The 22,813-nt window shown below is 71.1% G+C and carries 22 protein-coding genes and 2 pseudogenes; 17 read left to right on the forward strand and 7 right to left on the reverse strand.

Annotation, left to right across the window (positions count from 1 at the left end):
* Together AXW62_RS09200 and AXW62_RS09205 are read right to left on the reverse strand one after the other, a co-directional pair.
* Positions 1–234: hypothetical protein (locus tag AXW62_RS09200; RefSeq protein WP_159060842.1), on the reverse strand; the 234-nt coding region annotated here is incomplete at its 3' end.
* 60 nt (positions 235–294) lie between these two features.
* A complete protein-coding gene (locus tag AXW62_RS09205) occupies positions 295–1,509 on the reverse strand; it encodes a S1 family peptidase (RefSeq protein WP_159060843.1) in 1,215 nt (404 codons plus the stop codon).
* 599 nt (positions 1,510–2,108) lie between these two features.
* Here AXW62_RS09205 and AXW62_RS44420 point away from each other — a divergent pair.
* The 5 genes and pseudogenes from AXW62_RS44420 to AXW62_RS09220 form a co-directional block, all read left to right on the forward strand.
* Positions 2,109–2,855 (forward strand): annotated as a pseudogene (locus AXW62_RS44420) (MFS transporter); the annotation flags it as partial.
* A 222-nt stretch (positions 2,856–3,077) separates the two neighbouring features.
* The gene (locus AXW62_RS09210; protein ID WP_060944104.1) at positions 3,078–5,060 is read left to right on the forward strand and encodes a heavy metal translocating P-type ATPase; all 1,983 of its coding nucleotides are present in this window, start codon (positions 3,078–3,080) and stop codon (positions 5,058–5,060) included.
* Positions 5,057–5,483 (forward strand): annotated as a pseudogene (locus tag AXW62_RS45600) ((2Fe-2S) ferredoxin domain-containing protein). The gene AXW62_RS09210 and the pseudogene AXW62_RS45600 overlap by 4 nt, the downstream one beginning before the upstream one ends.
* Positions 5,484–5,570: 87 nt before the next feature.
* Positions 5,571–5,936: a DUF488 domain-containing protein gene (locus AXW62_RS09215; protein WP_060944055.1), complete on the forward strand. Its 366-nt coding sequence runs from the start codon at positions 5,571–5,573 to the stop codon at positions 5,934–5,936.
* A 168-nt stretch (positions 5,937–6,104) separates the two neighbouring features.
* Complete coding sequence (locus AXW62_RS09220; RefSeq protein WP_060944056.1) at positions 6,105–6,509, forward strand: STAS domain-containing protein; 405 nt, start codon at positions 6,105–6,107, stop codon at positions 6,507–6,509.
* Positions 6,510–6,707: 198 nt separating this feature from the next.
* On the opposite strand, the gene AXW62_RS09225 is transcribed toward AXW62_RS09220, so the two are convergent.
* A complete protein-coding gene (locus AXW62_RS09225) occupies positions 6,708–7,382 on the reverse strand; it encodes a FadR/GntR family transcriptional regulator (RefSeq protein WP_060944057.1) in 675 nt (224 codons plus the stop codon).
* Positions 7,383–7,536: 154 nt separating this feature from the next.
* Between AXW62_RS09225 and AXW62_RS09230 the strand changes: the two genes are divergently transcribed.
* The 8 genes from AXW62_RS09230 to AXW62_RS09265 all read left to right on the forward strand — a co-directional run bounded on the left by AXW62_RS09230 (position 7,537) and on the right by AXW62_RS09265 (position 15,619).
* Entirely contained in the window at positions 7,537–9,198 is a 1,662-nt protein-coding gene (locus AXW62_RS09230) for a bifunctional fumarylacetoacetate hydrolase/alpha/beta hydrolase family protein (RefSeq protein WP_060944058.1), read from the forward strand.
* 31 nt (positions 9,199–9,229) lie between these two features.
* Positions 9,230–10,516: a metal-dependent hydrolase family protein gene (locus AXW62_RS09235; protein ID WP_060944059.1), complete on the forward strand. Its 1,287-nt coding sequence runs from the start codon at positions 9,230–9,232 to the stop codon at positions 10,514–10,516.
* Positions 10,517–11,284: 768 nt separating this feature from the next.
* The gene (locus tag AXW62_RS09240) at positions 11,285–12,289 is read left to right on the forward strand and encodes a tetratricopeptide repeat protein (protein ID WP_060944060.1); all 1,005 of its coding nucleotides are present in this window, start codon (positions 11,285–11,287) and stop codon (positions 12,287–12,289) included.
* A gap of 282 nt (positions 12,290–12,571) precedes the next feature.
* Positions 12,572–12,838: a DUF2249 domain-containing protein gene (locus AXW62_RS09245; protein ID WP_102884836.1), complete on the forward strand. Its 267-nt coding sequence runs from the start codon at positions 12,572–12,574 to the stop codon at positions 12,836–12,838.
* A 43-nt stretch (positions 12,839–12,881) separates the two neighbouring features.
* A complete protein-coding gene (locus tag AXW62_RS09250; protein WP_370682897.1) occupies positions 12,882–13,235 on the forward strand; it encodes a cupin domain-containing protein in 354 nt (117 codons plus the stop codon).
* Between the two features lie 160 nt (positions 13,236–13,395).
* A complete protein-coding gene (locus tag AXW62_RS09255; protein WP_252368553.1) occupies positions 13,396–14,055 on the forward strand; it encodes a helix-turn-helix transcriptional regulator in 660 nt (219 codons plus the stop codon).
* Positions 14,056–14,498: 443 nt separating this feature from the next.
* Complete coding sequence (locus AXW62_RS43820; RefSeq protein WP_060944064.1) at positions 14,499–14,678, forward strand: hypothetical protein; 180 nt, start codon at positions 14,499–14,501, stop codon at positions 14,676–14,678.
* Positions 14,675–15,619 carry a HesA/MoeB/ThiF family protein gene (locus AXW62_RS09265; RefSeq protein WP_060944065.1) on the forward strand — a complete coding sequence of 315 codons (945 nt, stop codon included), beginning with the start codon at positions 14,675–14,677 and terminating at the stop codon, positions 15,617–15,619. The genes AXW62_RS43820 and AXW62_RS09265 overlap by 4 nt, the downstream gene beginning before the upstream one ends.
* 174 nt (positions 15,620–15,793) lie before the next feature.
* Here the strand turns inward: AXW62_RS09265 and AXW62_RS09270 are convergent, their stop codons facing one another.
* From AXW62_RS09270 to AXW62_RS09280, 3 genes are all read right to left on the reverse strand, one after another.
* A complete protein-coding gene (locus tag AXW62_RS09270) occupies positions 15,794–16,384 on the reverse strand; it encodes a YceI family protein (RefSeq protein ID WP_060944066.1) in 591 nt (196 codons plus the stop codon).
* A 90-nt stretch (positions 16,385–16,474) separates the two neighbouring features.
* Positions 16,475–17,008 (reverse strand): DUF1648 domain-containing protein, encoded by a 534-nt coding sequence (locus AXW62_RS09275; RefSeq protein WP_060944067.1) that lies wholly within the window; start codon positions 17,006–17,008, stop codon positions 16,475–16,477.
* A 254-nt stretch (positions 17,009–17,262) separates the two neighbouring features.
* Positions 17,263–17,700 carry a MerR family transcriptional regulator gene (locus tag AXW62_RS09280; RefSeq protein ID WP_060944068.1) on the reverse strand — a complete coding sequence of 146 codons (438 nt, stop codon included), beginning with the start codon at positions 17,698–17,700 and terminating at the stop codon, positions 17,263–17,265.
* 162 nt (positions 17,701–17,862) lie between these two features.
* On the opposite strand from AXW62_RS09280, the gene AXW62_RS09285 reads away from it, so the two are divergent.
* Positions 17,863–18,936 carry an alkene reductase gene (locus AXW62_RS09285; RefSeq protein ID WP_060944069.1) on the forward strand — a complete coding sequence of 358 codons (1,074 nt, stop codon included), beginning with the start codon at positions 17,863–17,865 and terminating at the stop codon, positions 18,934–18,936.
* Positions 18,937–19,114: 178 nt separating this feature from the next.
* On the opposite strand, the gene AXW62_RS09290 is transcribed toward AXW62_RS09285, so the two are convergent.
* Positions 19,115–19,864, reverse strand: coding sequence for an IclR family transcriptional regulator (locus tag AXW62_RS09290; protein ID WP_060944070.1), 750 nt, complete (start codon positions 19,862–19,864; stop codon positions 19,115–19,117).
* A gap of 173 nt (positions 19,865–20,037) precedes the next feature.
* On the opposite strand from AXW62_RS09290, the gene AXW62_RS09295 reads away from it, so the two are divergent.
* From AXW62_RS09295 to AXW62_RS09305, 3 genes are read left to right on the forward strand one after another with little or no spacing between them, the layout of a single operon-like run.
* Entirely contained in the window at positions 20,038–21,306 is a 1,269-nt protein-coding gene (locus tag AXW62_RS09295; RefSeq protein WP_063817550.1) for an MFS transporter, read from the forward strand.
* A complete protein-coding gene (locus AXW62_RS09300; protein ID WP_060944072.1) occupies positions 21,303–22,049 on the forward strand; it encodes an alpha/beta hydrolase in 747 nt (248 codons plus the stop codon). The genes AXW62_RS09295 and AXW62_RS09300 overlap by 4 nt, the downstream gene beginning before the upstream one ends.
* Positions 22,046–22,798, forward strand: a complete 753-nt coding sequence (locus AXW62_RS09305; protein ID WP_060944073.1) for an SDR family oxidoreductase — start codon at positions 22,046–22,048, stop codon at positions 22,796–22,798. Before AXW62_RS09300 ends, AXW62_RS09305 begins: the two co-directional genes overlap by 4 nt.
* The last annotated feature ends 15 nt before the right edge of the window (positions 22,799–22,813 follow it).

Genomic DNA, 22,813 nt, shown 5'->3' on the forward strand with positions numbered 1-22,813 from the left:
GCCTCGATCGCCCGGTCCCACCGCTCCCCCGCGCCCGCGGTGCCGACGGCGGGCGGGCGCGCGCTCCGGCACCGCCTGCGGGGCCAGGTGGCCGGTGTGCTCGGCGTCCACCGGATCCTTCAGCAGCTCCTCGACGACGACCACCCGGCCACCCGTCCCCCCGTCCCGTACCACCACCGGCAGGGTGCGCGCCCGGCGGGCCGCCAACCGGCAGGCCCTGCGCGCATGTGCCACATCAGGAGCGACCACCCGATCAGGGGCCCGGTTCGGGAGAGCGGGTGCCGCCCCGGGGCATCAAGGGTTCAGGACCAGTCCCTGTTCATCAAAGATCTGTTTGACGGGCTGGGAATAGCTGCCGGACGAGCCGTCCGAGAATGCGGCGCCCCCATGGATGATGCCGTATCCCGTTCCGTTCATGTAGAGCGGTCCCCCACTGTCGCCGCCCTCAGTAGTGACCTTGGTCAGGATCTGGTGCCGCAATTGGGTGCCGTCGTCATAGTTGACGGCACTGTCGTTGTTCACCACGCTCCCGCAGGTCACTTTTGTCGTCCTGCCGCTCTTGCACACCTGCGCGCCCTGTGCCAGGTTCACTCGATCACCGACGTCGTGGATCACTTGGGCGGGCTGGCCATATCCGTTGACCATGCTGAACCACGATTCATTGGAATTGGTCCTGATGACCGCCCAGTCCGTTTGATCGAGGCCACCGTAGTTGCTTTCCGCCACGTCACCCAGTTGATTCCCGGACGAGTCGTAGTACTTCTTGTTGGGCTTGACGCAGTGGCCGGCGGTGACGATGTACTTCGTGTCGTTCAGGGAATGGACGTTGAACCCGACCGAGCAGACGTTGCCTGTGGTGGACCCCGGGTCGGCAATCCTGATCTCGTCGCCCATGAGCATGGCGGTCGGCCGCATTTTGCGTGCGGCATGTTCGACCCGTACGCGATCGCCCAGTCCGGTGGCGGTGGCCTGTAACGCGCCGAGGCCGGGGTTGCCCCGGGCCCCGGGTCCGATGGTCAGCACGACCTGGTTGGCCTCCGTATCGATGTACCACGACGTGTCGGGCACGGGCACCGCCTCGCCCAGGGCTTCCTCGGCCCGGCGCAGCTCCGCGGTGGTGTGTCGCACCATCTTCGCCCGGGCACCAGTGGCTCGGACCGTCTCGGCCGCGGCGGAGTCCAGCACGGTGACCACCGGCTGCTCCACGGGAGCGTCGAGGTAGAACCCCGCGGAACGATCACCGAGCCGGGACACCAGAGCCTGGCCACGCTCGATGAGCTGAGGCTGTGCCGCCAGGTAACGCTCGGCCCGGCCGGCGTCGATCCCGGTCCGGGCGACCAGCGCGTCAACCGATTCCGTGGACACCTCGGCGGATGCCTTCGGCCCCCGCGCGTCGTTCACCGGCGCGGTCGCGGCTCCCGCCGCGGGAACGGTGAGTGCGGCCGTACCCAACAGCGCGACCCCACCTGCCCATAACCGTGTCTTTCGCACCTTCTTCGATCCACGCACAGTGTTCTCCTCACTTCTGTCCGGAGATGTCGGCCGAGCCCTTCCGGTACCCGGCGCCGGGTCGTCCCCCGACCCGCGCGGGCCGTGTTTCGCCATGCCGCGTTCCCCTCCCCAACCGGCGGCCCCGCATCGCGGGGCTCCCTCCCACCGGTCCGTCGACGGCTCCTGCACCGTAGACGGACCTGGAACACCGCCACCAGAACGGATCAGGACATCGCGCATATCAACGGATTCGCACTCCTCAAGTGCCCCTGGCCGGGCGCCCGTTCGCCCCTTTCCGCCATCGCCGCCCGACGGCGATGGTGGCCGGCGGCCGGCTATGGCCGTACGGCAACGTGGTGCCGTGGGACCATGCGGAGCCGCGTGGGTACACGGTGGGAGCCGCCGTCGGTGGACCTGCTCGCCTCCCCCGCCGCCGAGCGCGCGGCCTGGCGCCCTGCCGACCGGGCCGGGGGAAGACCTGCTTGCCTTCACCGGGCGGCGGAGGCAACACCGCCAGGCCGCAGGGCCGGCCCGCGCGCCGCGTTCAGCCGCCTGGAATGTGATCAGCTCCGGGCCTCTCGCGGGGCACCGTCGCGGACCATTTCGGTGCCCGCCCGGTGCTGCTCGGGGGCCTGGTCGCTTTCGCCGCGTCCTCGGCCGTGTTCGTCGCCGTACGGGACCCGGGCTGGCTGTGGGCGGCTCAGCTGGGGCAGGGGGCGGCGGCCTCCGCGTTCTCCCCGGCCGCCTCCGCGCTGGTCGCCCGGCTGAACCCGCAGGCGGGGCATGGCCGCGCGTTCGGCTCCTACGGCTTCTGCAAGAGCATCGGCTACGCCGCGGGCCCGCTGCTCGGCGGCGTGCTGGTGTGGGCGGACGGGCTGACGCTGCTGTTCGCCGTCCTGATGGTGCTGGCCACGGCGGTCGCCCTCTGGGCCGCCCTGGCGGTACCGGCCGTGCCGCCGCTGCCGAAGACGCGCCAGACGCTCGCGGACCTGGTGCGGCGGCTGGCAAACGGGTCGTTTGTGCGGCCGGTCGCCGCCCTGGCCGCGGCCACCGCCGCCCTGTCCGTCGGCGTCGGGTTCCTTTCCCTGTCCGGCAGGGCCGACGGCCTGCCTGCCGTGGCCACCGGCGCGGCCGTGTCCGCCCTGGCCGCGTGCGCGGCCCTGGTGCAGCCGTGGGCGGGGCGCGCGCTGGACGAAGGGCGGCTGGGCACCCGGGGCGGCCTGTCCGCGGGGCTTGCCCTGACCGCGTGCGGTTTGGCCGCCGCCGTGCTGCCCGGTGTGGCGGGCCTGCTGCCGGCGGCCGTCCTGATCGGCGCGGGGATCGGGGTGATCACTCCGCTGGGGTTCGCCGCGCTCGCCGCCGCCACCCCCGAGGAACGCATCGGGCAGACCATGGGGGCGGCCGAACTCGGCCGTGAACTCGGCGATGCCGGGGCCCGCTGCTCGTCGCCTCGGTCGCCACCACCGTCACCCTCGGCTGGGGCTACGCCGCACCTCCATGAACGCATGAATCAATGTTCATTCGTTCCTGTTACGGTGGTGCGGTTGGACGCTGTCCGCACGTCTGCGCAAAGGACCCCTGTCTCCATGTCTTCCACCCTCACCCGCCCGGCGCTCTCCGGCGACACGGCCGTGCGCGACGCGGTCGCGCCCAGGCGCCGCACCCGGATCTTCGCGCTGCCCGAGGCCCGCTGGGCGACAGCCGCCCTGGTGCTGTTCCTGATCGCGCTGCCGCTCCACCTCCTCGGGGCGCCGGCGTGGGCCTGGGGGCCGCTGTTCGCCCTCACCTACGCCACCGGCGGCTGGGAGCCCGGCTGGGCCGGATTGCGGGCCCTGCGGGAGAAGACGCTGGACGTGGACCTGCTGATGGTCGTCGCGGCGCTGGGAGCGGCGGCGATCGGTCAGGTCCTGGACGGCGCGCTGCTGATCGTCATCTTCGCCACCTCCGGCGCGCTGGAAGCGATCGCCACCGCCCGCACCGCCGACTCGGTGCGCGGCCTGCTCGACCTCGCCCCCACCACCGCCACCCGCCTGGCCGACGACGGCACCGAGGAGACGGTCCCCACCGAGCAGCTGACCGCGGGCGAGGTCATTCTGGTGCGCCCGGGTGAGCGGATCGGCACAGACGGCCGCGTCCTGGACGGCGCCAGCGAGGTCGACCAGGCCACCATCACCGGCGAGCCCCTGCCGGTGGCCAAGCAGGAGGGCGACGACGTGTTCGCCGGCACCCTGAACGGCACCGGCGCGCTGCGGGTGAAGGTCGAGCGCGACCCCTCGGATTCGGTGATCGCCCGGATCGTGGCCATGGTCGAGGAAGCCTCCGGGACCAAGGCCCCCACCCAGCTGTTCATCGAAAAGGTCGAACAGCGTTACAGCCTCGGCATGGTCGCCGCCACCGTCGCGCTGTTCGCGATGCCGTTGCTCTTCGGCGCCGCTCTGCAGCCGACGCTGCTGCGGGCGATGACCTTCATGATCGTGGCCTCGCCCTGCGCGGTGGTGCTGGCCACCATGCCCCCGCTGCTGTCCGCCATCGCCAACGCCGGCCGCCACGGCGTGCTGATCAAGTCCGCCGTGGTCATGGAGCAGCTCGGCCAGGTCGACGCGGTGGCGCTGGACAAGACCGGCACACTGACCGAGGGCACCCCGCGGGTGACCGGCATCCGTCCGTTGGCTGCCTCCGGCCTGAGCGAGGAGGAGCTGCTGCGGATCGCGGCGGCCGCCGAGCACCCCAGCGAGCACCCGCTGGCCCGCGCGATCGTGGACGCCGCCCGCAGCCGCGCCCTGCACATCCCCGCGGTGGAGGACTTCACCTCCGCCCCCGGCACCGGGGTGAGGGGCACCGTCGACGGCAAGGCGGTCGCGGTCGGCAGCCCCGCCCGGCTGCTGGCCGGCCGAGCTGACCACCCGGCTGCCGTGGAGGCTGCCCGGCTGGAGGACGAGGGCTGTACGGCGGTCCTGGTCGAGGCCGAGGGCACCCCGGTCGGGGTGCTGGGCATCGCCGACCGGCTGCGCGAGGGGGCCACCGCCACCGTCACCGCTCTCACCGGCCTGACCGGAACCGCGCCGGTGCTGGTCACCGGCGACAACCCGCGCGCCGCCGCCCGTCTGGCGGAAGAGGTCGGCATCACCGACGTCCGCGCCGGCCTTCTCCCGCACGACAAGGTCACCGCCGTCCAGGAACTGGAACAGGCCGGACGCAAGGTGCTGGTGGTCGGCGACGGCGTCAACGACGCCCCCGCGCTCGCTGCCGCCCACACCGGCATCGCCATGGGCCGGGCCGGATCCGACCTCGCCCTGGAGACCGCCGACGCCGTCGTGGTCCGCGACGAACTCGCCACCATCCCCACCGTCGTCCACCTGTCCCGCCGGGCCCGGCGCCTGGTGGTGCAGAACCTGGTCATCGCCGCCGTCTTCATCACCGGACTGGTCATCTGGGACCTGGCCGGTCACCTGCCGCTGCCGCTCGGTGTCGCCGGCCACGAGGGCTCCACCGTCATCGTGGGCCTGAACGGCCTGCGCCTGCTGGCCGACGGCGCCTGGCGCCGCGCCCGCGGCGGGGACGGCCAGTGAGCCGCCGCAGCCGCAAAGCCGCCCCCGCGAACGCGGGGGCGGCCCGCTGCACGGTCACCGTCTGCCGCGGCTGCTGCCGCGGCACCGCGAAGACCCCCGCTCCGGACCACGCCGCCCGGCTCGACCAGCTCCGCTCATCCCTCGCACAGAGCGCCCAGGTACGCATCACCGGCTGCCCGGGCGCCTGCGAGCACGCCAACGTCATCGTCATCCAGCCCTCGGCCGCCGGTCGCCGGTCGCGCGGCCGGCGGCCGGCCCGTCTGGCCCGGCCTGGTCAACGACCGGGACGCCGCGGACGACATCGCGGCCTGGGTCGCGCGGGCTGCTCCTGGTCAATGCGCCGTTCTGGACGTCGCCTCATGCCGTATGGCGATGACTGACCCGGCAGAATCCCGGCCGATGCCCATGACCATGGCTGGATAAAATGGACGCGTCGGGACCCTTCACCGCGCAGCAGGAGTTGTTCACCCGCTCAGGCAAGGGCGGCCGACCGATTCGAAGGGGTGCATCATGGCCAAACAGATCACCTGTCGCAGGGTCTACGAGGACACCTCGCCGAAGGACGGCAGGCGCGTTCTGGTCGACCGGGTCTGGCCCCGGGGCATGCGCAAGGAGGACGCACATCTGGACGAGTGGCTGCGCGATGTCGCCCCGTCCAGCGACTTGCGCACGTGGTACGCCCATGAACCCAGCCGCTTCGCCGAGTTCCGTCGCCGCTACCTGGCGGAGCTCCGCGACGTCGGACACCGCGATGCGGCCGAACACCTGCGTGACCTGGCGGCGCACGACAAGCTCATGCTGCTGACCGCCACCAGGGATGTCGACCACAGCCAGGCCGCTGTCCTCGCTGAATGGCTGACCAAGGGCGGCGGGTGACGGAGACGTCGGACGCCGGCGCGGACTCCGCCGCTTCGGCGTGCGCACACGGGCACGCAACCCGCCCCGCTCCTGGCCAGACCGGGGGGCGGGCTGACCGTCCCCGGTCACACCGGTCACACCGTGCCGGGGATCCTGTGCCGTCCGAAGACGTGAAGAGGGATGGCAATGCGAGCGAACATCGTCCGGCACGAGAGCATGATGGTGAGCTACACCGTGGTGAACGGCTGGACCGTTGTCGAGATCGACGGCGATGTGGACGCCCGCACTGCCTCCATGGTCCGTGAAGCGGTGATCAAGCTCATTGATGAGGGACACCACCACTTCGTCCTGGACCTGGGCTTCGTCACCTTCATGGACTCGATGGGACTGGGCGTGATCGTGGCGATCACGAAACGCATCCGTGAGCACGAGGGCTCACTGCGCATCGGGTCCGTCTCCGGCCGGATACTCCGGATCTTCGACCTCAGCGGCCTGCGTGACTCCTACGAGATCTGCCCCTCAACAGAGGAGGCGACGCGATCCGCCCCTTCACTCGGCAACCTCGCCCACTGGCCCCACGCCCCCGGCTGAGGAACGCCGCCGAAGCACCCGTCTTCGGGAATCCCGACGGAGACCGGCTGCGGTTCTTCGAGATCAACGTGCTCTCCGGGGTGCGTCTGGCGTGCCATAGTCCCGTTCCTCCTTGGCCGAGCCGCCTCGCTTCACCCGCCAGAGCCGGACCGCTTCTCGCCTCCGCCGGGCGGGGCCGAGGCGGTGATTGCGCCCGTGTCAGAGGTGGTCGCCGAGCAGGACGCGGCGGACGTGGTGGAGGTGTGTGCGCATGGCGTCGCGGGCGGCCTGCGGGTCGCGTTCGCGGACGGCGGTGACGATCTGCTCGTGTTCGGTGCAGTAGCAGCGGTGGCGTTCGGGGGTGAAGCTGCGGCGCTTGAGCCCGCCCCATACGGGCTGGCGGCGGGCGTCGATGAGCAGCGAGCTGACGCTGATGAGGACCTCGTTGTGGGTGGCCAGGGCGAAGCTGTGGTGCAGGGCGGTGTCCCAGCGTTCGAACTCCTCTGAGCCGGCGGCCTGCTCGCCGCCGCGCAGGCAGCGCTCCATCTCCGCCAGGTCCGCGCCGGTGGCGGAGGCGACGGCCAGCGGCATCAGCTCCGGTTCCAGGACCAGGCGCGAGGCCATGATCTCCGCGGGGCTGGCCTGGTGGGCGGCGCCACTGGGGCGGGTGGTGTTGTCAGGAGCGACGAAGGTGCCGCGACCGACGTGGCGCAGGACGATGCCGCGTGCTTCCAGGTCCTGCAGGGCGGCGCGGACCGCGGCTCTGCCGACCCCGGTGGCGGCGGCCAGGTCCCGTTCGGTGGGCAGGCGGTCGCCGGGCTTCAGGCCACCGGTGTCGATGATCTCTTGCACATGCTTGAGCACGGTGGCGGCGGGCCCCACGGCGTGGTCCATCCGACTCCCTCCCTGAACCAATGGGGACCAATGCTAGCACCCCGCTTCGCCAACGCATGAGATATCGAGCCTTGACCTCCCGGAATCGCGAACCTAGTCTCACCGATACGAACCGATTCCCGAGATTGGTTCGCATTGGTTCTCTGGAGGTTCGGTGCGTTTCGCAAGGATTCACAGCAAGGACGGCGTACGGGTGTGCGCGGTCGACGAACACGGAACGGGCCGCGAGGTGCGCTTCGCCGACACCGGCGCCCCCGTCAGCGACCTGCGGCAGATCATCGACGCGGGCCCCGAGGTGGCAGGGCGCCTGGAGATCGGCCGCCGGGCCGTCGACGGGCAGCTGCTGGCCCCCCTCGTTCCGGCGCGCAACGTCTTCTGTGTGGGCCGCAACTACTCCGAGCACGCGGCGGAGTTCGCCAGGAGCGGCTTCGATGCGACCGGCTCCCCCGACGGCCGGCACCTGCCGGCGCACCCCGTGGTGTTCACCAAGCCCGCCGCCTCGGTGATCGCCTCCGGCCAGGCGGTCGACCCGCACACCGACCTCACCTCGGCGCTGGACTACGAAGGTGAGATCGGCGTCATCATCGGCCGCCGCGCCTCCAAGGTCAGCCGGGATCGGGCGATGGACTACGTGTGGGGCTACACCCTCATCAACGACGTCACCGCCCGCGACCTGCAGCGCGACCACAAGCAGTGGTTCATCGGCAAGTCGCTGGACACCTTCTGCCCGATGGGGCCCTGGGCGGTGACCGCCGACGAGATCGACATCCGCGATCTGCGGCTGCAGACCCGTGTCAACGGCGAACTGCGCCAGGACACCAGCACCTCGCAGATGATCTTCGATGTGGCCACCGTCATCGAGACGCTCTCCGCCGGCATCACCCTGGAGCCCGGGGACGTCATCGCCACCGGCACCCCGGTCGGCGTCGGCATCGGGTTCGACCCGCCCAAGTACCTCACCACCGGAGACCAGGTCACCGTCTCCGCCCCGGGCCTGGGCGAGCTGACCAATGTCATCGGCCCCGTGACCCGCGGTGACCGCCTGCGGCCCGCCGCCGGCGCCCAGCTGTTCGTGGAGAAGACCGGGCAGGGCTCGCCCGTGGTCCTCATCCACGGCCTGGGCGGCGCCACCACCGTCTACGACCCGCAGGTCGCCGCCCTGGCCGAGCACCACACGGTGCTGCGCTACGACCTGTCCGGCCACGGCCGCTCGCCCTCCGCCGGCACCCCCAGCATCACCGGCTGGGTGGCGGAGCTGACCGCCCTGCTGGACGCGGAAGGCATCGAGGAGACCGCCGTCGTCGCCCACTCCATGGGCACCCTGGTCGCCGCCACCTTCGCCGCCGCCCACCCCGGCCGGGTCACCAAGCTCGCCCTGCTGGGCCCGGTCCGCGCCCAGGGCGCCCAGGCCAAGGAGGCCACCCGCGCCCGTGCCCGCACCGTGCGCGAGGGCGGCATGTCCGCGGTGGCCGACACCATCGTCTCGGTGGCCACCTCCGAGCAGACCCGCACCCAGCGCCCCCTGGCCGCCGCCCTGATCCGCGAACTCCTCCTCGGCCAGGACCCCGAGGGCTACGCAGCCGCCTGCGAGGCCCTGGCCGCAGCGGAAGAGCCGGACTTCGCGAGCATCAAGGCCCCGGCGCTGCTGCTCACCGGCAGCGAGGACAGGACCAGCCCGCCGGCTGTCAACGACGACATCTTTGCCCTGCTACCCAAGGCCACCCTGCACATCCTCGAGGGCATCGGCCACTGGCACACCCTCGAAGCCTCCGACGACGTCACCCGCCGGCTCCAGGAATTCCTCGCCCAGCCCTGACCGCTGATGTCCTGAAGGGAAGGTGACGACGATGTCACCGAGCACATCCATCCTGCTCACCAACGTCCGCGTCTTCGACTCCAGCGGCAGCGAACCGTACGCCGGCGAGGTCCTGATCACCGGCGAGCGCATCGCCGAGGTCCGCCGCGGCAGCGGCGACCTGCCCCGCGACGGCGTGCGCGTCGTCGACGGCCGCGGACAGTTCCTCATGTCCGGCCTGTGCGACGCGCACACCCACTTCAGCTGGACCAACTCCGCCGATCTGCCGGGCCTGGGCACCCTGGGCGTGGAGGAGCACACGCTGCTCTCCGCCCGTTCCGCGATCACCTACCTCAACTGCGGATACACCATGTGCGTCGGTGCGGCCTCCGCCAAGCCCCGCCTGGACGTCGTCATCCGCGACGCCATCAACGACGGGCTGCTGGCCGGCCCGCGCTACCTGGCCAACTGCCAGGAGATCGCGGTCACCGGTGGCGCGCTCGTGGACGGCATCACCGCGTTCGCCGACGGCCCCGAGGAGATGCGCAAGCGGGTGCGCACCAACGTGGCCCTGGGCGCGGACCTGGTCAAGCTGAGCATGTCCGGCGAGGAGATCACCGGCAACCAGCACGCCGAGGACAACTACTTCTCCGACGAGGAGGTCCTCGCCGCCACCACCGAGGCCCACCGCCGCGGCCTGCGCGTATGTACCCACGCCCGCTCCGCGGAGAGCGTGAAGATGTCCCTGCGCAACAACGTCGACATCATCTACCACGCCAGCTTCGTCGACGAAGAGGGCCTGGACATGCTCGAAGCCAGAAAGGACGAGGTCTTCGTCGCCCCCGGCCTGAACTGGCTGGTGGCCACCTTGAAGGACGCCGCGGCCTTCGGCTATCCGCCCGAGGCCGCCGAAGCCGCCGGCTACCGGCGCGAGCTGGAGTGCGCCATCGCCGGCCTGCGGGAGATGCGGCGGCGCGGCATCCGGGTCCTGCCCGGCGGCGATTACGGCTTCGCCTGGACTCCGCACGGCACCTACGCACGCGACCTGCAGCACTTCGTCGAACTCCTCGGCTACACCCCGATGGAGACGCTGCTGGCCGCCACCAGGCTGGGCGGCGAGATCATGCGCATGCCCGACGAACTCGGGCAGATCAAACCCGGCTTCTACGCCGACCTGATCCTCGTCGACGGCGACCCGCTCAAGGACATCACCGTCCTGCAGAACCGCGACAAGATCGTCGGAATCATGAAGGGCGGCGTCTTCCACAAGGATCCCGACCGCAGCACCACCGAGAACGTCCCCGACGTGGCCGACCAGCCCGTCATCGTCAACGCCTGATCCCCGCACAACCCGGTGCCCCCGGTTCCGCCCCGCTCCGGGGGCACCGGCACGCCCGGCACCAGCTGCCCGGCACCTGGCGGGCAGGGGCTGCGCCCCGCACCCGGCCGGCACGCGCACCTGCCCTGCCCTCGCCCGCCCGCGACAGCCCGGCGTGCCGTGCGCACACCGCAGTGGGAATGTGCGCGTCCGCTCACGGCTTGGAGGTGAGTGGATCAACTCCGTCCGTCGGCTGGTCCGTCCACCAGAAACGCGTCAAGGAAGGTACCGCATGTCCTCAGTTGACCGGATCGACGCTCTACCCCGACGGCGGCTACACGCTGCGTTGACGCCACGGAGCCCGAACACGCGCCCTGTGTGGCCGACGGTGCCGCCGACGCCGCAGGTGGCCACGTCCCAGCCCTGCACGCGGCGTTGTCAGTGCGGGTTCGCCGATCGGGCCCGAGGCCCTCGTCCGCGACCGGCTCAGACGCCTGCCGCAACGGCCCGGCACCCTCAACGGCTTCATAGCGGCCACCGTGTTGCCGCCGAGTGCCCGGATTGGCTACCGAGAGCTGCGCTTGGCCACTCCATGTGACAGAGTCGCCGCCAACAGGCCACGTGGCCTTTTTCGTTGACTTCTCCCGCCGCATCACGCGGTACCTGCCCCGCATGTGCCCGGTATCGTGGCGGTCGGCAGGCGGCCGGTGAACGGGCGGCGGGCGGACGGGGCAGCACTCCGGTGGTGAGCCACGGTCGTGGCGCCGGCGGAGACGCGGGAGGTGGCGTGTGAGTAGTGCACAAGGCGGGGGCGGCGGCCTTCCGGGACCGCTGAGACTGCCCGATCCGGACGACCTCCTGAGCGACGAGAGCATCGACCAACTCGACTTCGCGGGCCTCCTCGCACTCGCGCGTGCCTTCATCGAAGCCGACGGGGTACAGCACGCCGCCACCCTCGCGGTGCGCGCCACCACATCTGACAGTACAAAGCGACGCACGGCCGGCGCACTCATCACCGCCTTGGTGCAACTCGCCAGGAAGAAGCCGAAGGACGCGCTGAAGAGCGTCAAGAGCGTGGGCGAGTCCGCCGACCCGGACATCGCCGCCGAGGTCTTTCTCATCCGGGGCACAGCGATGCACACCCGCCGCAAGTGGGCGGACGCCGAGGCCAACTACCGCATGGCGATGATGCTCCGCAACGGCGCCACCTCGGGCCTCGCCGCCATCCAGCTCGGCTTCCTGCATGGCGCCGGCGACGAGGAGGAGGCGGCCCAGAACTTCGTCGCCGCCACCACCTGCGGCGACCCCGTGGTCATCGCCTCCGCCCACCTCGAACTCGCCATGCTGCTCGACCGCAACGGCCGCCACGACGCCGCGATCGACCGTTACCGCGCCGCTCTGAGCAGCCCGTACCCCAACGTCGCGCTGCACGCCGCGTTCAACCTCGCCGGGCTGCTCCGGGACAACGGCGACGCCCAAGCGGCCGAGGAGTCACGCGACCTGCTCGAACGCATCCACGCCACCGGCCATCCCGCGTACGCGCCCAAGGCCGCGGTCGAACTGGCTGCCGGCCGCCTGGAGGCGGGCCGAACCGAAGGCGTGGTGGAGCTGCTCACCATGGGCACCACCTCGACCGACCCGGCGGTCTCCGCTCTGGCCCACCTCCACCTCGGCGCCTGTCTCGTGGACCCCGTCCAGGCCGACCAGCACCTCGCCATCGCCGAGAAGACCGGTTCACGCGAGATCAAGCGGGCGGCTTCCCGGGCCCGCAAGCTACGGCACGCAGGGCGCTGACCCCACCGCGTCGCGGGAGGGGCCGCTGGTGAAGCAGCGGTACAGCGCCGGTACACCGGCGCCGCGGGACGCACGAGAACTGCCCAGGCCGGGGCGTTCCCCGCCCTGGCCACCAGCCGGGGACGAGCCCTGGCCGACCGACGCCTCCACCTCCCGGAACAGTCCTGCCTGCAAGGAGCCCGAACGCCGTACGACCCGGCATCGTTTTTACGAAACCACATGTAATAATCACGGTGGTTTCCGCAGGCACTCATGACACGGCCGGAGGAAAGAGGATCACGCATGCCCCCTGCCGCAGAGGTGTTCATCCAGGCGACCGACACCGACCCGGATGTCCAGGCGCGGGCCGTCGTCGAGGAAACCCACCGGCAACTGCTGGAAAGACTGGCCGAGCTGACCGAGCCCCACCAGGAACTCACCACCGCGTTCACCCAACAGCTGCGGCGCGAGTTCGAGGCCACCCATTCCGGCCGCTTCGGCTGGGAGTACCTGGTGTCCGGGCCCGAGGAGTGGCAGGTCCGCATCACCCGGGTGGACGCCGATGTCTGAGGGTCTGAGCGGCGGGCAGCCCGCGGAGCCGGCTGTTGCACGCATGCTGTGCGACGTCCGGGCCCTCACCGGTGAACCCCGGGAGTCCTCCGGCGTCCTGTGGAAACTGGCCGAGTCCGGCCGCCAACTCGATGCCAACCTGATCCGGCTGCCCGCCGGGGAGCACATCGGCACCCACGCCGAACCCGACCTGGACGTGCTGGTCCTCGTCGTCGCAGGCGACGGCGTGATGAACACCCCCGAAGGGGCACTACCGCTGGCCGAAGGAGGACTCCTATGGCTGCCGCATGGCTCGACACGCGGCATCACCGCGGGGCCCGGCGGCTTGGCCTACCTGACGGTGCACCCTCGCCGCCCCGGCATGCAGATCCGCCGCCGCTCCGATCCGGCCCGGTGACGGCCCGACAGCCCATGACACCGGCGCGACGGCGCATCACGCGGCCGGCAGACGAAGCCAGGAGCGGAGGCAGGCGAAATGCTCGCCCGTTTCTCCTCACGCACTGGGTTGAATTGGTGAAATGAGGGAGCAGACGTTGCATGATCCGGCCAGTCCTCCTGTGGGCGAGAGCCGGGCCCATGTACTGGACGTACTGCGCGCCGCGCCCGAAGCCGTGGGCGTACGGGAGATCGCCGAGCAGACGGGTCTGCACGCCAACACGGCCCGGTTCCACCTCGACACGCTGGTCAGGGCGGGGCTCGCCGAGCGCAGCACCGAGGGGCGCGGCCGGCCGGGCAGGCCCCGCGCCGTCTACCGCGCCGCCCCTTCCCGGGTACCGGCAGGCCGCCGCAGTTACCAGTTGCTCGCCCAGATGCTCACCGGCCTCCTCACCGAAGCGCTGCCGCACCCCTCGCAGGCCGCGGTCGGCGCCGGCGAGGCATGGGGCCGCTACCTCGCCGACACCCCCTCCCCCGTCCAGCGCATCGACTCCGACGAGGCGGTACGGCGGCTCACCCACATGCTCACGGACGTCGGCTTCGCCCCCGGCCTCGCGCAGGACCGGGCGGCCCCGGTCATCCCACTGCGCCACTGCCCGTTCCGGGAAGTCGCGGAGGAGCACCGCGAGGTGGTGTGCTCGCTGCACCTGGGCCTCATGCGAGGCGCCCTGAAGGAAGTACGCGCTCCCCTGGGCGTCGACCGGCTGGAGCCGTTCGTCGAGCCCTCGCTGTGCCTGGTCCATCTCACCCCCGCACAACAGCAGGCGGACGGCACTGCCTGAGCACGCACGGCGCGGGGCGCGGCCGGTGGCAGGGGCAGCACGGTGCGGCGGTCCGGTGGTCCTGACCGTGCACAACGGACCGTGCCGGTACGTTGTGGCGGATCGCGGCGATGTGCGCTCGCGCCGTCACCGTCCACACGCGGCTGCCTGAGCTGTCCCGCCCGTTGGCTCTGTCCGGCGGCGGCGCCTTGTACGGAGGTCTTGCGTGGCCCCGGTTCGCGGGCAGGCTCCCGCCGCCGGGTGACTCCCCCGGCGAAGGCCATCGGGCTCCCCGGATGCGTTGCCCATACCGCTGCGTAACGTAGGAAGGGAGAGGCAAGAGGCACAGCGGCCAGGCACCCCTCCCGTCACGCCTGGAGCTCGGGGCGGTGGCGGATGGCGGCGGGCGGGACGTGGCGATTCTCGGGCTGTCTCGTCGCGCACAGCGGTAAGGAGGGATTCTCGTGGGCGCAGCACCCCAGACCCCGCAGAAGGCCGAAGTGACGGCAGAACAGACGCGTGACACTGAGCGTGAGTGGTTCCTCGACACCGACACCGGGGAGCTGAAACCGGAGGAGCATTCCGGTCACGACCAGGAGGCCGGGCCACGCCCGGTTCGGGTGGCCCGCTGGACCTTCGATTGACCGATCCGCCGGAGGAGCGCGTCTGGGCCCGCCACCGTCGGCGTACGGGGGCGGCGCTGATCGTCGGTGCCGGAGCGGTCGGCGGATTTCTTGCCGAAGAACTCGCGCGGATCGGGTTCAGCCCGCTGTGGCTGGTCGACCCCGACAGGCTCGCGGTGGAGAACCTGGTGCGTCACCCACTCGGTGCTCCGGCCCTGGGAGAGTCCAAGGCCCTGGCGCTGGCCGGGAAGATCCATCGCGACTTCCCGTCGTGTGACGCCATCGGCCATTTCGTGGACTTTCTCGAGTTGTCCGCGGACCAGCAGCGGTCGTTGGTGCGCGGTGCGGACGTGGTGGTGGCGGCCACCGACTCGGCCGCGTGCCAACGCCACGTCAACCGCGTGGCCCTGGTAGCGGGCAGGCCCGCGGTGTATCCGGCGGTCTGGGTGGACCCCAGGATTCGTGACGCCGAGGTCGGCGAGATCCTGTGGGTGCTCCCCGGCAGGCGCACCCCCTGCTACGAGTGCGCGGCGGCATTCCGGCGGGCGGCGACCGACACCCAGGCGGCCCGCGGTGCCCGGGTGGACATCCAGCTCGTCGCCCTGGCCACGGCCCAGGTCGTGACCGCACTGGCGCACCCTGACGACGACCGCTCGGCGATCCTCGATCCACGGCGCACCGCCATCTACCTCCACGGGCTGACGCCCACCTCGCCGGGTGTCCGGGCCACCTTCCCCACCGCGGGGCTGAGCAGCCGCAATGTCCGGGTCCCCTTTCCGTCCCGGCCCTGTGCGGCCTGCCGAGGCTGGCGCCATGTGGCCTCCACCCCGGCATCGGCCGCCGTGGGGACGGGCGGGCGCGCCGACGGCGGCCGGGGGCATGGCTGGGCCGTCTTCGCCGCGATCCTGCTGGGCATCCTGGTCTTGTTCATCGTCTCGGTCGCCCACGGCACGCACCCATAGCGCGAAGAGGCCGCAGCCGCCTGCGCCCCTCGCATGGCGCCGCGTGGTGCGGAGGTATCGCTGCCCGCCGGCTTGGCTCTGCCGGGGATCCTGAAACTGTCGGGACGACCCCGGCAACGCGGCGAGCGTGCCCGCCAGGCGTCGCCGGGGCAAGCGGGACTCTCGCGACACGCCCTACGGCTGTTCGGAGCCCTGACCGGGACCGGGAAGCGGTTCGAGCTCGGTCACCGCGTACTCGATCCGGACGTCGTCGGCCACCCTCAGCGCGCCCAGGAACGCGCTGTACGGCTTGATCCCCCAGGCGGACTGGGTCACGGTCGCCCGGCCGCACACCATGCCGTCCCCGTCGCTGCCCCCGTCCACGGTCACCGGGTGGCTCCGACCCTTGATGGTGAGGTCCCCCGTGATCTGGAAGGACCCGAGCGTTCCGGTGATGCTGGTGGAGCGGAAGGCAATGGTGGGGTGCTGTGCGGTGTGCAGCACGCCCTCGCGCTCCAGCGTCCGCTTGATCTCCGCCTTGTCGGCGTCGGTGAGGGGCTTGACCCCTCCCGTCCCCTCCCGGACGGCCAGCGACCCCGTCTCGACCGACACGGTCACCGACGACTTCCCGGGGTCGCCCGCGACGACCACCGCGGTTCCGGACCATCGAGTGGCCTCGATCGTGAGGTCATGCCCGGCCTTCCGGCCGGGCCCGGCGCGGCTGGTCTTGATCAGCAGACGGCCGGTCGGCGGTCCGAACCTGTACGTTCCATCACTAAGTGCCACAAATTCACTGTACGTGCTGAGTGCGGTACGCCGCCTGTGGCGACCTCCAGCGCTTCCCTTGGTCCAGTCGTGACGTCCCGGGGCACGGGCTCACCGCTTCCGGTCGCTCACGGCCGCAGCGACCGTCACCGCGGTGCCGACGAGGAGCGGCAGGAGCATCGCCACGAGGAGCCATCCGGGCACGTTCGGGTCCGGCGTGGAACGCCAGAGCACGGCGCAGCCCGCGAGGAACGACATACCGATACAGGTGTCGAGCAGCAACACGGCGCGTGCGATCCGGCGTGCCGAGGCCCGGCTGGCGGGCCTGTTGAGCAGAGAGGACGCAGCCCGTGCGCCGGCGAACGGCGCGGCGTCGGCGTTCGACAGCTCATCGCGCGGTGTCAGCCACAGCGTCAGCTCCGCACAACCGGCCATCAGCACCGTCATTCCCGCATACACGAAGACGAGCACGAATGCGCTGCCGATCGACCTGTCCGTCCAGGCGTCCACTCCATCGACCCCGATGTGCTTCGGTATCCGCCCCGGTAGGTGCGGGTAGCGGAGTGCGCCCCAAATGGGCAGCGCGACGAGCAGGACGGCGTTGGGGAGCAACCACAGCCGGACGGATGAAGAAAAGAGCGCCATACGGCTCATCGTCCGGGCAGAGCCTCACGTTGGAAAGGGCTCACCGCACGGTGACCGCCACGGGCCTGGAGGAATCAGCCAGCCTCGGCCGGTGCTTCGGCTGCCGCCGGCAACGGGTCGGACCGGCGTACGTGCGGGATCGGCTCGTCGGCGGTGTCGTTCGTTCCAGCCGAGCTGGCGGGTGGGGACCTCGGCGTCGGAATCGCGGTCGTGCAGGGCGCGCACGGCCGCAGTGATGCGGTGACGCCGTCGGCTCACACGGGGGCGGGCCCCGGCGAGCGCGGCGTGGAGTCCTCAGTCACCGCCGGCGCATCCGCGGCAGGGGCCGTGTGCAACAGGGACTCGCGGTGGGCCCGGGCCAAGGCCACCATCCTGTCGAGGGTGTCCCGGGCGCGCAGAAGTTCGTCGATCTGCGCCGTTATCCGCTCGCGTTCGCGGGCCATCCGCTCCAGTGCGGCGTCGGAGTTGTGCTCGCTCGGGGAGTCGGCGCACGGCATGATGTCGGCGATGGTGCGGCTGGAGATATTGGCCGCGTACAGGCCCTGGATGAAGTGGATGCGGTCCACGTCGTGCTCCGTGTACTGCCGCTGCCCGCCCGGCGTGCGGGTGCTGGTGAGCAGTCCCCGCTGCTCGTAGTAGCGCACCGACCGCACACTCACTCCGGCGCGTGCCGCGAGTTCGCCGATCCGCATGACTGGACTGCCCTCCCGTAGTGGTCCACAGCGCCGCGGGTCCTGTGGTGCGCCCCACACGTACCCGCGGCAAGATCCGCTTGCACCTGACGCCAGTGTCAGGTTCTAGCGTACCCGTGTGCTGCGGCAACCGGAGCACAGACCTACGTGAGGAGAACCGACATGCCCTCCCTGCTGAGCAGTTACCGCCTCGGCGAACTCACTCTGCCCAACCGGACCGTCATGGCCCCCATGAGCCGCGTCCGGGCCGCCGACGGCGGCCTGGCCACCCCCTCGATGGCGACCTACTACGCGCAGCGCGCCACGGCCGGCCTGATCATCTCGGAGGGTGTCCAGCCCAGCCTGGTCGGGCAGTCCAATCCGGGCACGCCCGGTCTGCACACCGACGAGCAGGAAGACTCCTGGCGGCAGGTGACCGACGCGGTGCATGTCAACGGCGGCCGGATCTTCGCCCAGATCATGCACGGCGGCCGGATCTCGCATCCGGAGACCACGGGTTTCCAGCCGGTCGGCCCGTCGGCCGTGCCCGGTGAGGGCATCGTCTTCACCCCGAGCGGTCCGCAGCCCCTGCCCACGCCCCGGGCCCTGGAGACCGACGAGGTGCCCCAGCACGCCCGCTCCTACGCGGACGCCGCGCGCCGCGCGGTCGACGCGGGGTTCGACGGGGTCGAGCTGCACGGCGCCAACGGCTACCTGATCTCCCAGTTCCTGTCGTCCAACGCCAATCTGCGCGACGACCGCTACGGCGGTTCGGTCACCAACCGGATCCGGTTCGCGGTCGAGGCCGCCGCCGCCACCGTCGACGCCGTGGGCGCCGCCCGTACGGGCATCCGGCTGTCGCCCGGCGGAGGCTTCTGGGGCGTGGTCGAGGACGACGCCGCCGAGCTGAACATCGCCCTGCTGCAGGAGCTGGCCCGGCTCGACCTGGCCTATGTGCACCTGGAGGCCACCGCGGAGGACGAGGTGCTCCTGCAGTTGCGCAAGACCTGGCCGGGAGCCTTGATCGTCAACCCCACCGTGCCCGACGGCCCCCGGCAGACCGGACTGGCCGAGGCCGACCACTGGCTGGGCCACGGCGCCGACCTGATCAGCTTCGGCCGCGGCTTCCTCGCCAACCCCGACCTGGTCGAACGCCTGCGCACGGGTCTGCCCCTGGCACCCGCCGACCGGGCCACCTTCTACCAGGGCGGCGACGCCGGCTATCTCACCTACCCGACCTATCGGCACGGGGCCTGACCCGGCCGCTTGCGCGCACGCCGGCAAAGACGGCCCCACGCCGGCTCCTGGACGGGGCCGCCGCGTACCGCCCGCGGGCGCGGCGGCCGTTCACATCGCCGGGGCGACCGGTTCCCTTGTCACGCCGGGGCTGACCACCCGGCCCCGGCGCGCAGGGAACTGACGCGGCAGGGCCGGCTCAGTTGGCCCAGCGGGCGATACCCAGCGCCGCCGTGCGCACGGCCGGGGCGAGCCGGTCGAGGGCGGCCCGGGAGTGCGCCACGATGCCGAGTGCGGCCAGGACCCGGCCGTCCAGGCCGAGCACCGGGGCGGCGACGGACACGGCTCCCAAGGTCATCTCCTCGTAGGCGTAGGCGACGCGGGACGCGCGGACCTCCGCCAGTGCGGCCGCGAGCCGGCCGGGCTGGGTGATCGTGTGCGGGGTCATCCGGGCCAGGCCCGCTTCCGTGACGGAGCTGAACAGCTCCTCGCCGGAAAAGGCCAGGATGGCCTTCCCGACCCCGGTCGCGTGCAGGGGGAGGCGGCCACCGATGTGGGTCAGGGTCGGAACGGCCTTGGTGCTGGAGATCTTCTCGATGCACAGAGCCTGGGTGCCCTCAAGGACCGTCAGCTGGATGTTCTCCTGTGTGGCCTGGAACAGATCGTGCATATAGGGCAGGGCCGCTGCTCTCAGCCCCCGCTGCTGTGGGGCCAGTGCGCCGATCGTCCAGAGGCGCATCCCGATGTGGTAGCGGCCGTCGTCAAGCCGCTCCAGGCCGCCCCAGGCGCGGAGCTCGTTGATCAGACGGCGCGCGGTGGAGACCGGCAGGCCGCTTCGGGTCGCCACTTCGGTGAGGGTCAACGCGGGGTGGGCCACGTCGAAGGTGTCCAGGACGGCGAGCAGCCGGCGGGAAACGGTCTGACCGGGGGTGTTGGTTCTGCCTGCCACACCGGCAACCTAAAGCTGATTGCCACTGGATGGCAATGAATGGTGGCGTGGGCGACGGATGGTCTGCATGATCGCTGCATCACGGAGAGATCGGCACAGAACAAGGAGGTTCTGCACATGTCGGCGAGCGACAACGGGGCCCGCGTCCGCATTACCACTGGGTGGGAGAACCAATGACCGGGTTCTGGACACGCCAGGGCATCGTCCCGAATCTCCGCTGGGGATTCGTGGCACTCACCTTGTTCATGATCGGTGACGGGATCGAATCCGGCTTCCTGTCTCCCTACCTGGCCGAGCACGGCTTCGGCTCGGGCCAGACGTCCCTGCTGTGGAGCGTCTACGGGTTCGTCGTCGCCGTCGCGGCCTGGCTCTCCGGCGCCCTTGCCGAAGCCTTCGGCCCTCGGCGGGTGATGCTCGCCGGATTCGGCATCTGGGTGGTTCTGGAAATCGCGTTCCTGGCCGCGCTCGCCCAGGAGAACTTCACCTTCATGGTCATCAGCTTCGGCATACGCGGCCTGGGGTACCCCCTGTTCTCGTACGGGTTCCTCGTCTGGCTGGCCATGGACACGCCGGAGCAGGTGATGGGCAAGGCGGTCGGGTGGTACTGGTTCTTCTTCGTGCTCGGCCTGGGAGTGGTCAGCTCCTACTACGCGGGCGCCGCCATCCCGCTCATCGGGGAGTTCGCCACCCTCGCCTCGTCGCTGATCTTCATCGGACTCGGCGGGATCATGCTGGCCTTCCTGGTCAAGGCCCGCCGGTCGGATCCGGGCGGCCTCCGGACCAGCCTGCGCTCGGTTCTCGGCGCGGTCACCATCGTCGTCGAACGGCCGAAGGTGGGCATCGGCGGGATCGTGCGCGTGATCAATACGCTGGGCTTCTACGCGTTCGTCGTCTTCCTGAGCACCTTCATGGTCCGCGATGTCGGGCTGTCCACCTCCGAATGGCAGACCGTGTGGGGGACGCTGACGCTGACCAACATCATCGCCAACGTGGTGTTCGGGTACGTCGCCGACAAGATCGGCCGCATCCGCACGGTGGCCTGGTTCGGCGGAGTTCTCTGCGCGGTCAGCGTTCCCGCCTTCTGCTATGTGCCGAAACTGCTCGGCCCGGGCTCGGACTTCTGGGCCGTCCTCGTGGTGGGCATCGTGTACGGCGCCGGGCTCGCCGGCTACGTCCCGCTGTCCGCGATCATGCCCACGCTGGCTCCGCACCGCATCGGCGGCGCCATCGCCATCCTCAACCTCGGTGCGGGCGTGAGCCAGTTCCTGGGCCCTGTGGTGGCCGGACTGGTGACACCGATCGGAGTCGCCGGAACGCTGTGGGTCATTGCCGGCCTCCACCTCGCCGGCACCGCACTCACCTGGTGTCTGCGCGACCGCCCCTCGACCCCGGAGGAGAAGCCCGCCATGGACCGCGAACTGGCCGAGAGGACCGCGCTGTGACCACCCTTCCCACCATCGTTCTCGTCCACGGGATGTGGCACGGCTCCTGGGCCTGGGAACGGGTCGCCACCCTGCTCGAAGCGGCCGGCCATCCCTGTGTCCAGGTCACGTTGCCGGGCAAGGACCGTTCCCCGGGCGATCCGACGTTCCGCGGACACTGCGACCATCTCTCCCGCGTCCTCGCCGGTGTGCGCGGTGATGTCGTCCTCGTCGGGCATTCCTATTCCGGAGCACTGCTGACCGAGGTCGGTGACGCCGGCAATGTGCGGGCCATGGTTTTCGTGAGCGCGTTCTGTCTGGAACCCGGGGAGTCGGTCGCGTCCGTCAACGACGCCGAGGCGGGCTCTCAGGCGGGCAAGGACGACATTCGCCAGGTCGGCGACTACCTGGTCATCGATCCGGACATCGCGCGGAACGCCTTCTACCACGACTGCACGCCGGCCGACGCGGCCAGGGCCGCCGAGCGCCTCACGCCCGAACACGCCGGCACCCGGGTGGCGGTCGTCTCGAACGCGGCCTGGCGCACCGTCCCCTCGCACTTCGTCGTGTGCACCCTGGACCGGGCCTGCACACCGGAGGTCCAGCGGATGATGGCGAGCCGGGTGGAATCGTCCAGTGAGCTCGTCTCGAGCCACTCTCCGATGGTGTCGATGCCGCGGGCCCTGGCGCGCACGATCATCGACGTCGCGTCGCGGCACCGGGGCACGGCACAGCGCGGCCACGAGCCGGAGCACACCTCGTGACCGCGCCCGTCGCGATCGTGACCGGCGGCGCCGGCGGGATGGGCACGGCCATCGCCACCGTCCTGCTGGACGACGGCTTCCGGGTCGCGCTGCTCGACCGCCGCGGAGCGCGGGAAGCCGCCGGCCGGCTGGCCGGCACCGGCGAGGTGCTCGGCGTCGAGGCCGACGTCTGCGACGAGGAGTCGGTCCGGGCCGCCATCGAACACGTGGACACGGTGTGGGGCCGCGTCGACGCCCTGGTCAACAACGCCGGTATCGAGCCGCCGCATGCGGTGCGGAGCATGGACCTGGACACCTGGCGGGCAACGCTGGACGTCAACCTGACCGGACCGGCACTGATGATCAAACATTGTGTGCCCCGGTGGCGGCGCCAGGGCGGCGGGCGGGTGGTCTCCATCGGCTCACGGGTGTGGCTCGGTGGCGGTTGGACACCCGCGTACGCCGCCTCGAAGGCGGGGATCGTCGGCCTGACCCGCACGGCGTGCCGCGAGCTCGGCCCGCTCGGGGTCACCGTCAACGTCGTCGCGCCGAGCTTCGTGGACACCGCGTTCAACACCCAGAAGGCCGACGCCGGGGCTCTCGACGCCTACCGCGACCGGTTCGCCCGGGCGTCGCCGCTGGGCAGGCTCGTGGAGCCGGCCGACGTCGCACATGCCGTGGCGTTCCTGGTGTCCGAGCGAGCCCGGAACATCACCGGTGAAGTGATACACGTGGCCGCCGGGACACAGCTGGCGCCGGCGGTCCAATGAACACCAAGGAGGTCC

The organism is Streptomyces hygroscopicus subsp. hygroscopicus, assembly GCF_001553455.1.
In the GTDB taxonomy this organism is placed as follows: Bacteria; Actinomycetota; Actinomycetes; order Streptomycetales; family Streptomycetaceae; genus Streptomyces; species Streptomyces hygroscopicus.

Coding starts and splice junctions, on each gene's coding strand:
- AXW62_RS09210 (WP_060944104.1), top strand. CDS start 3,078: ATGTCTTCCACCCTCACCCGCCCGGCGCTCTCCGGCGACACGGCCGTG.
- AXW62_RS09215 (WP_060944055.1), top strand. CDS start 5,571: ATGGCCAAACAGATCACCTGTCGCAGGGTCTACGAGGACACCTCGCCG.
- AXW62_RS09220 (WP_060944056.1), top strand. CDS start 6,105: ATGCGAGCGAACATCGTCCGGCACGAGAGCATGATGGTGAGCTACACC.
- AXW62_RS09225 (WP_060944057.1), bottom strand. CDS start 7,382: ATGGACCACGCCGTGGGGCCCGCCGCCACCGTGCTCAAGCATGTGCAA.
- AXW62_RS09235 (WP_060944059.1), top strand. CDS start 9,230: ATGTCACCGAGCACATCCATCCTGCTCACCAACGTCCGCGTCTTCGAC.
- AXW62_RS09245 (WP_102884836.1), top strand. CDS start 12,572: ATGCCCCCTGCCGCAGAGGTGTTCATCCAGGCGACCGACACCGACCCG.
- AXW62_RS09250 (WP_370682897.1), top strand. CDS start 12,882: ATGCTGTGCGACGTCCGGGCCCTCACCGGTGAACCCCGGGAGTCCTCC.
- AXW62_RS09275 (WP_060944067.1), bottom strand. CDS start 17,008: ATGGCGCTCTTTTCTTCATCCGTCCGGCTGTGGTTGCTCCCCAACGCC.
- AXW62_RS09280 (WP_060944068.1), bottom strand. CDS start 17,700: ATGCGGATCGGCGAACTCGCGGCACGCGCCGGAGTGAGTGTGCGGTCG.
- AXW62_RS09285 (WP_060944069.1), top strand. CDS start 17,863: ATGCCCTCCCTGCTGAGCAGTTACCGCCTCGGCGAACTCACTCTGCCC.
- AXW62_RS09295 (WP_063817550.1), top strand. CDS start 20,038: ATGACCGGGTTCTGGACACGCCAGGGCATCGTCCCGAATCTCCGCTGG.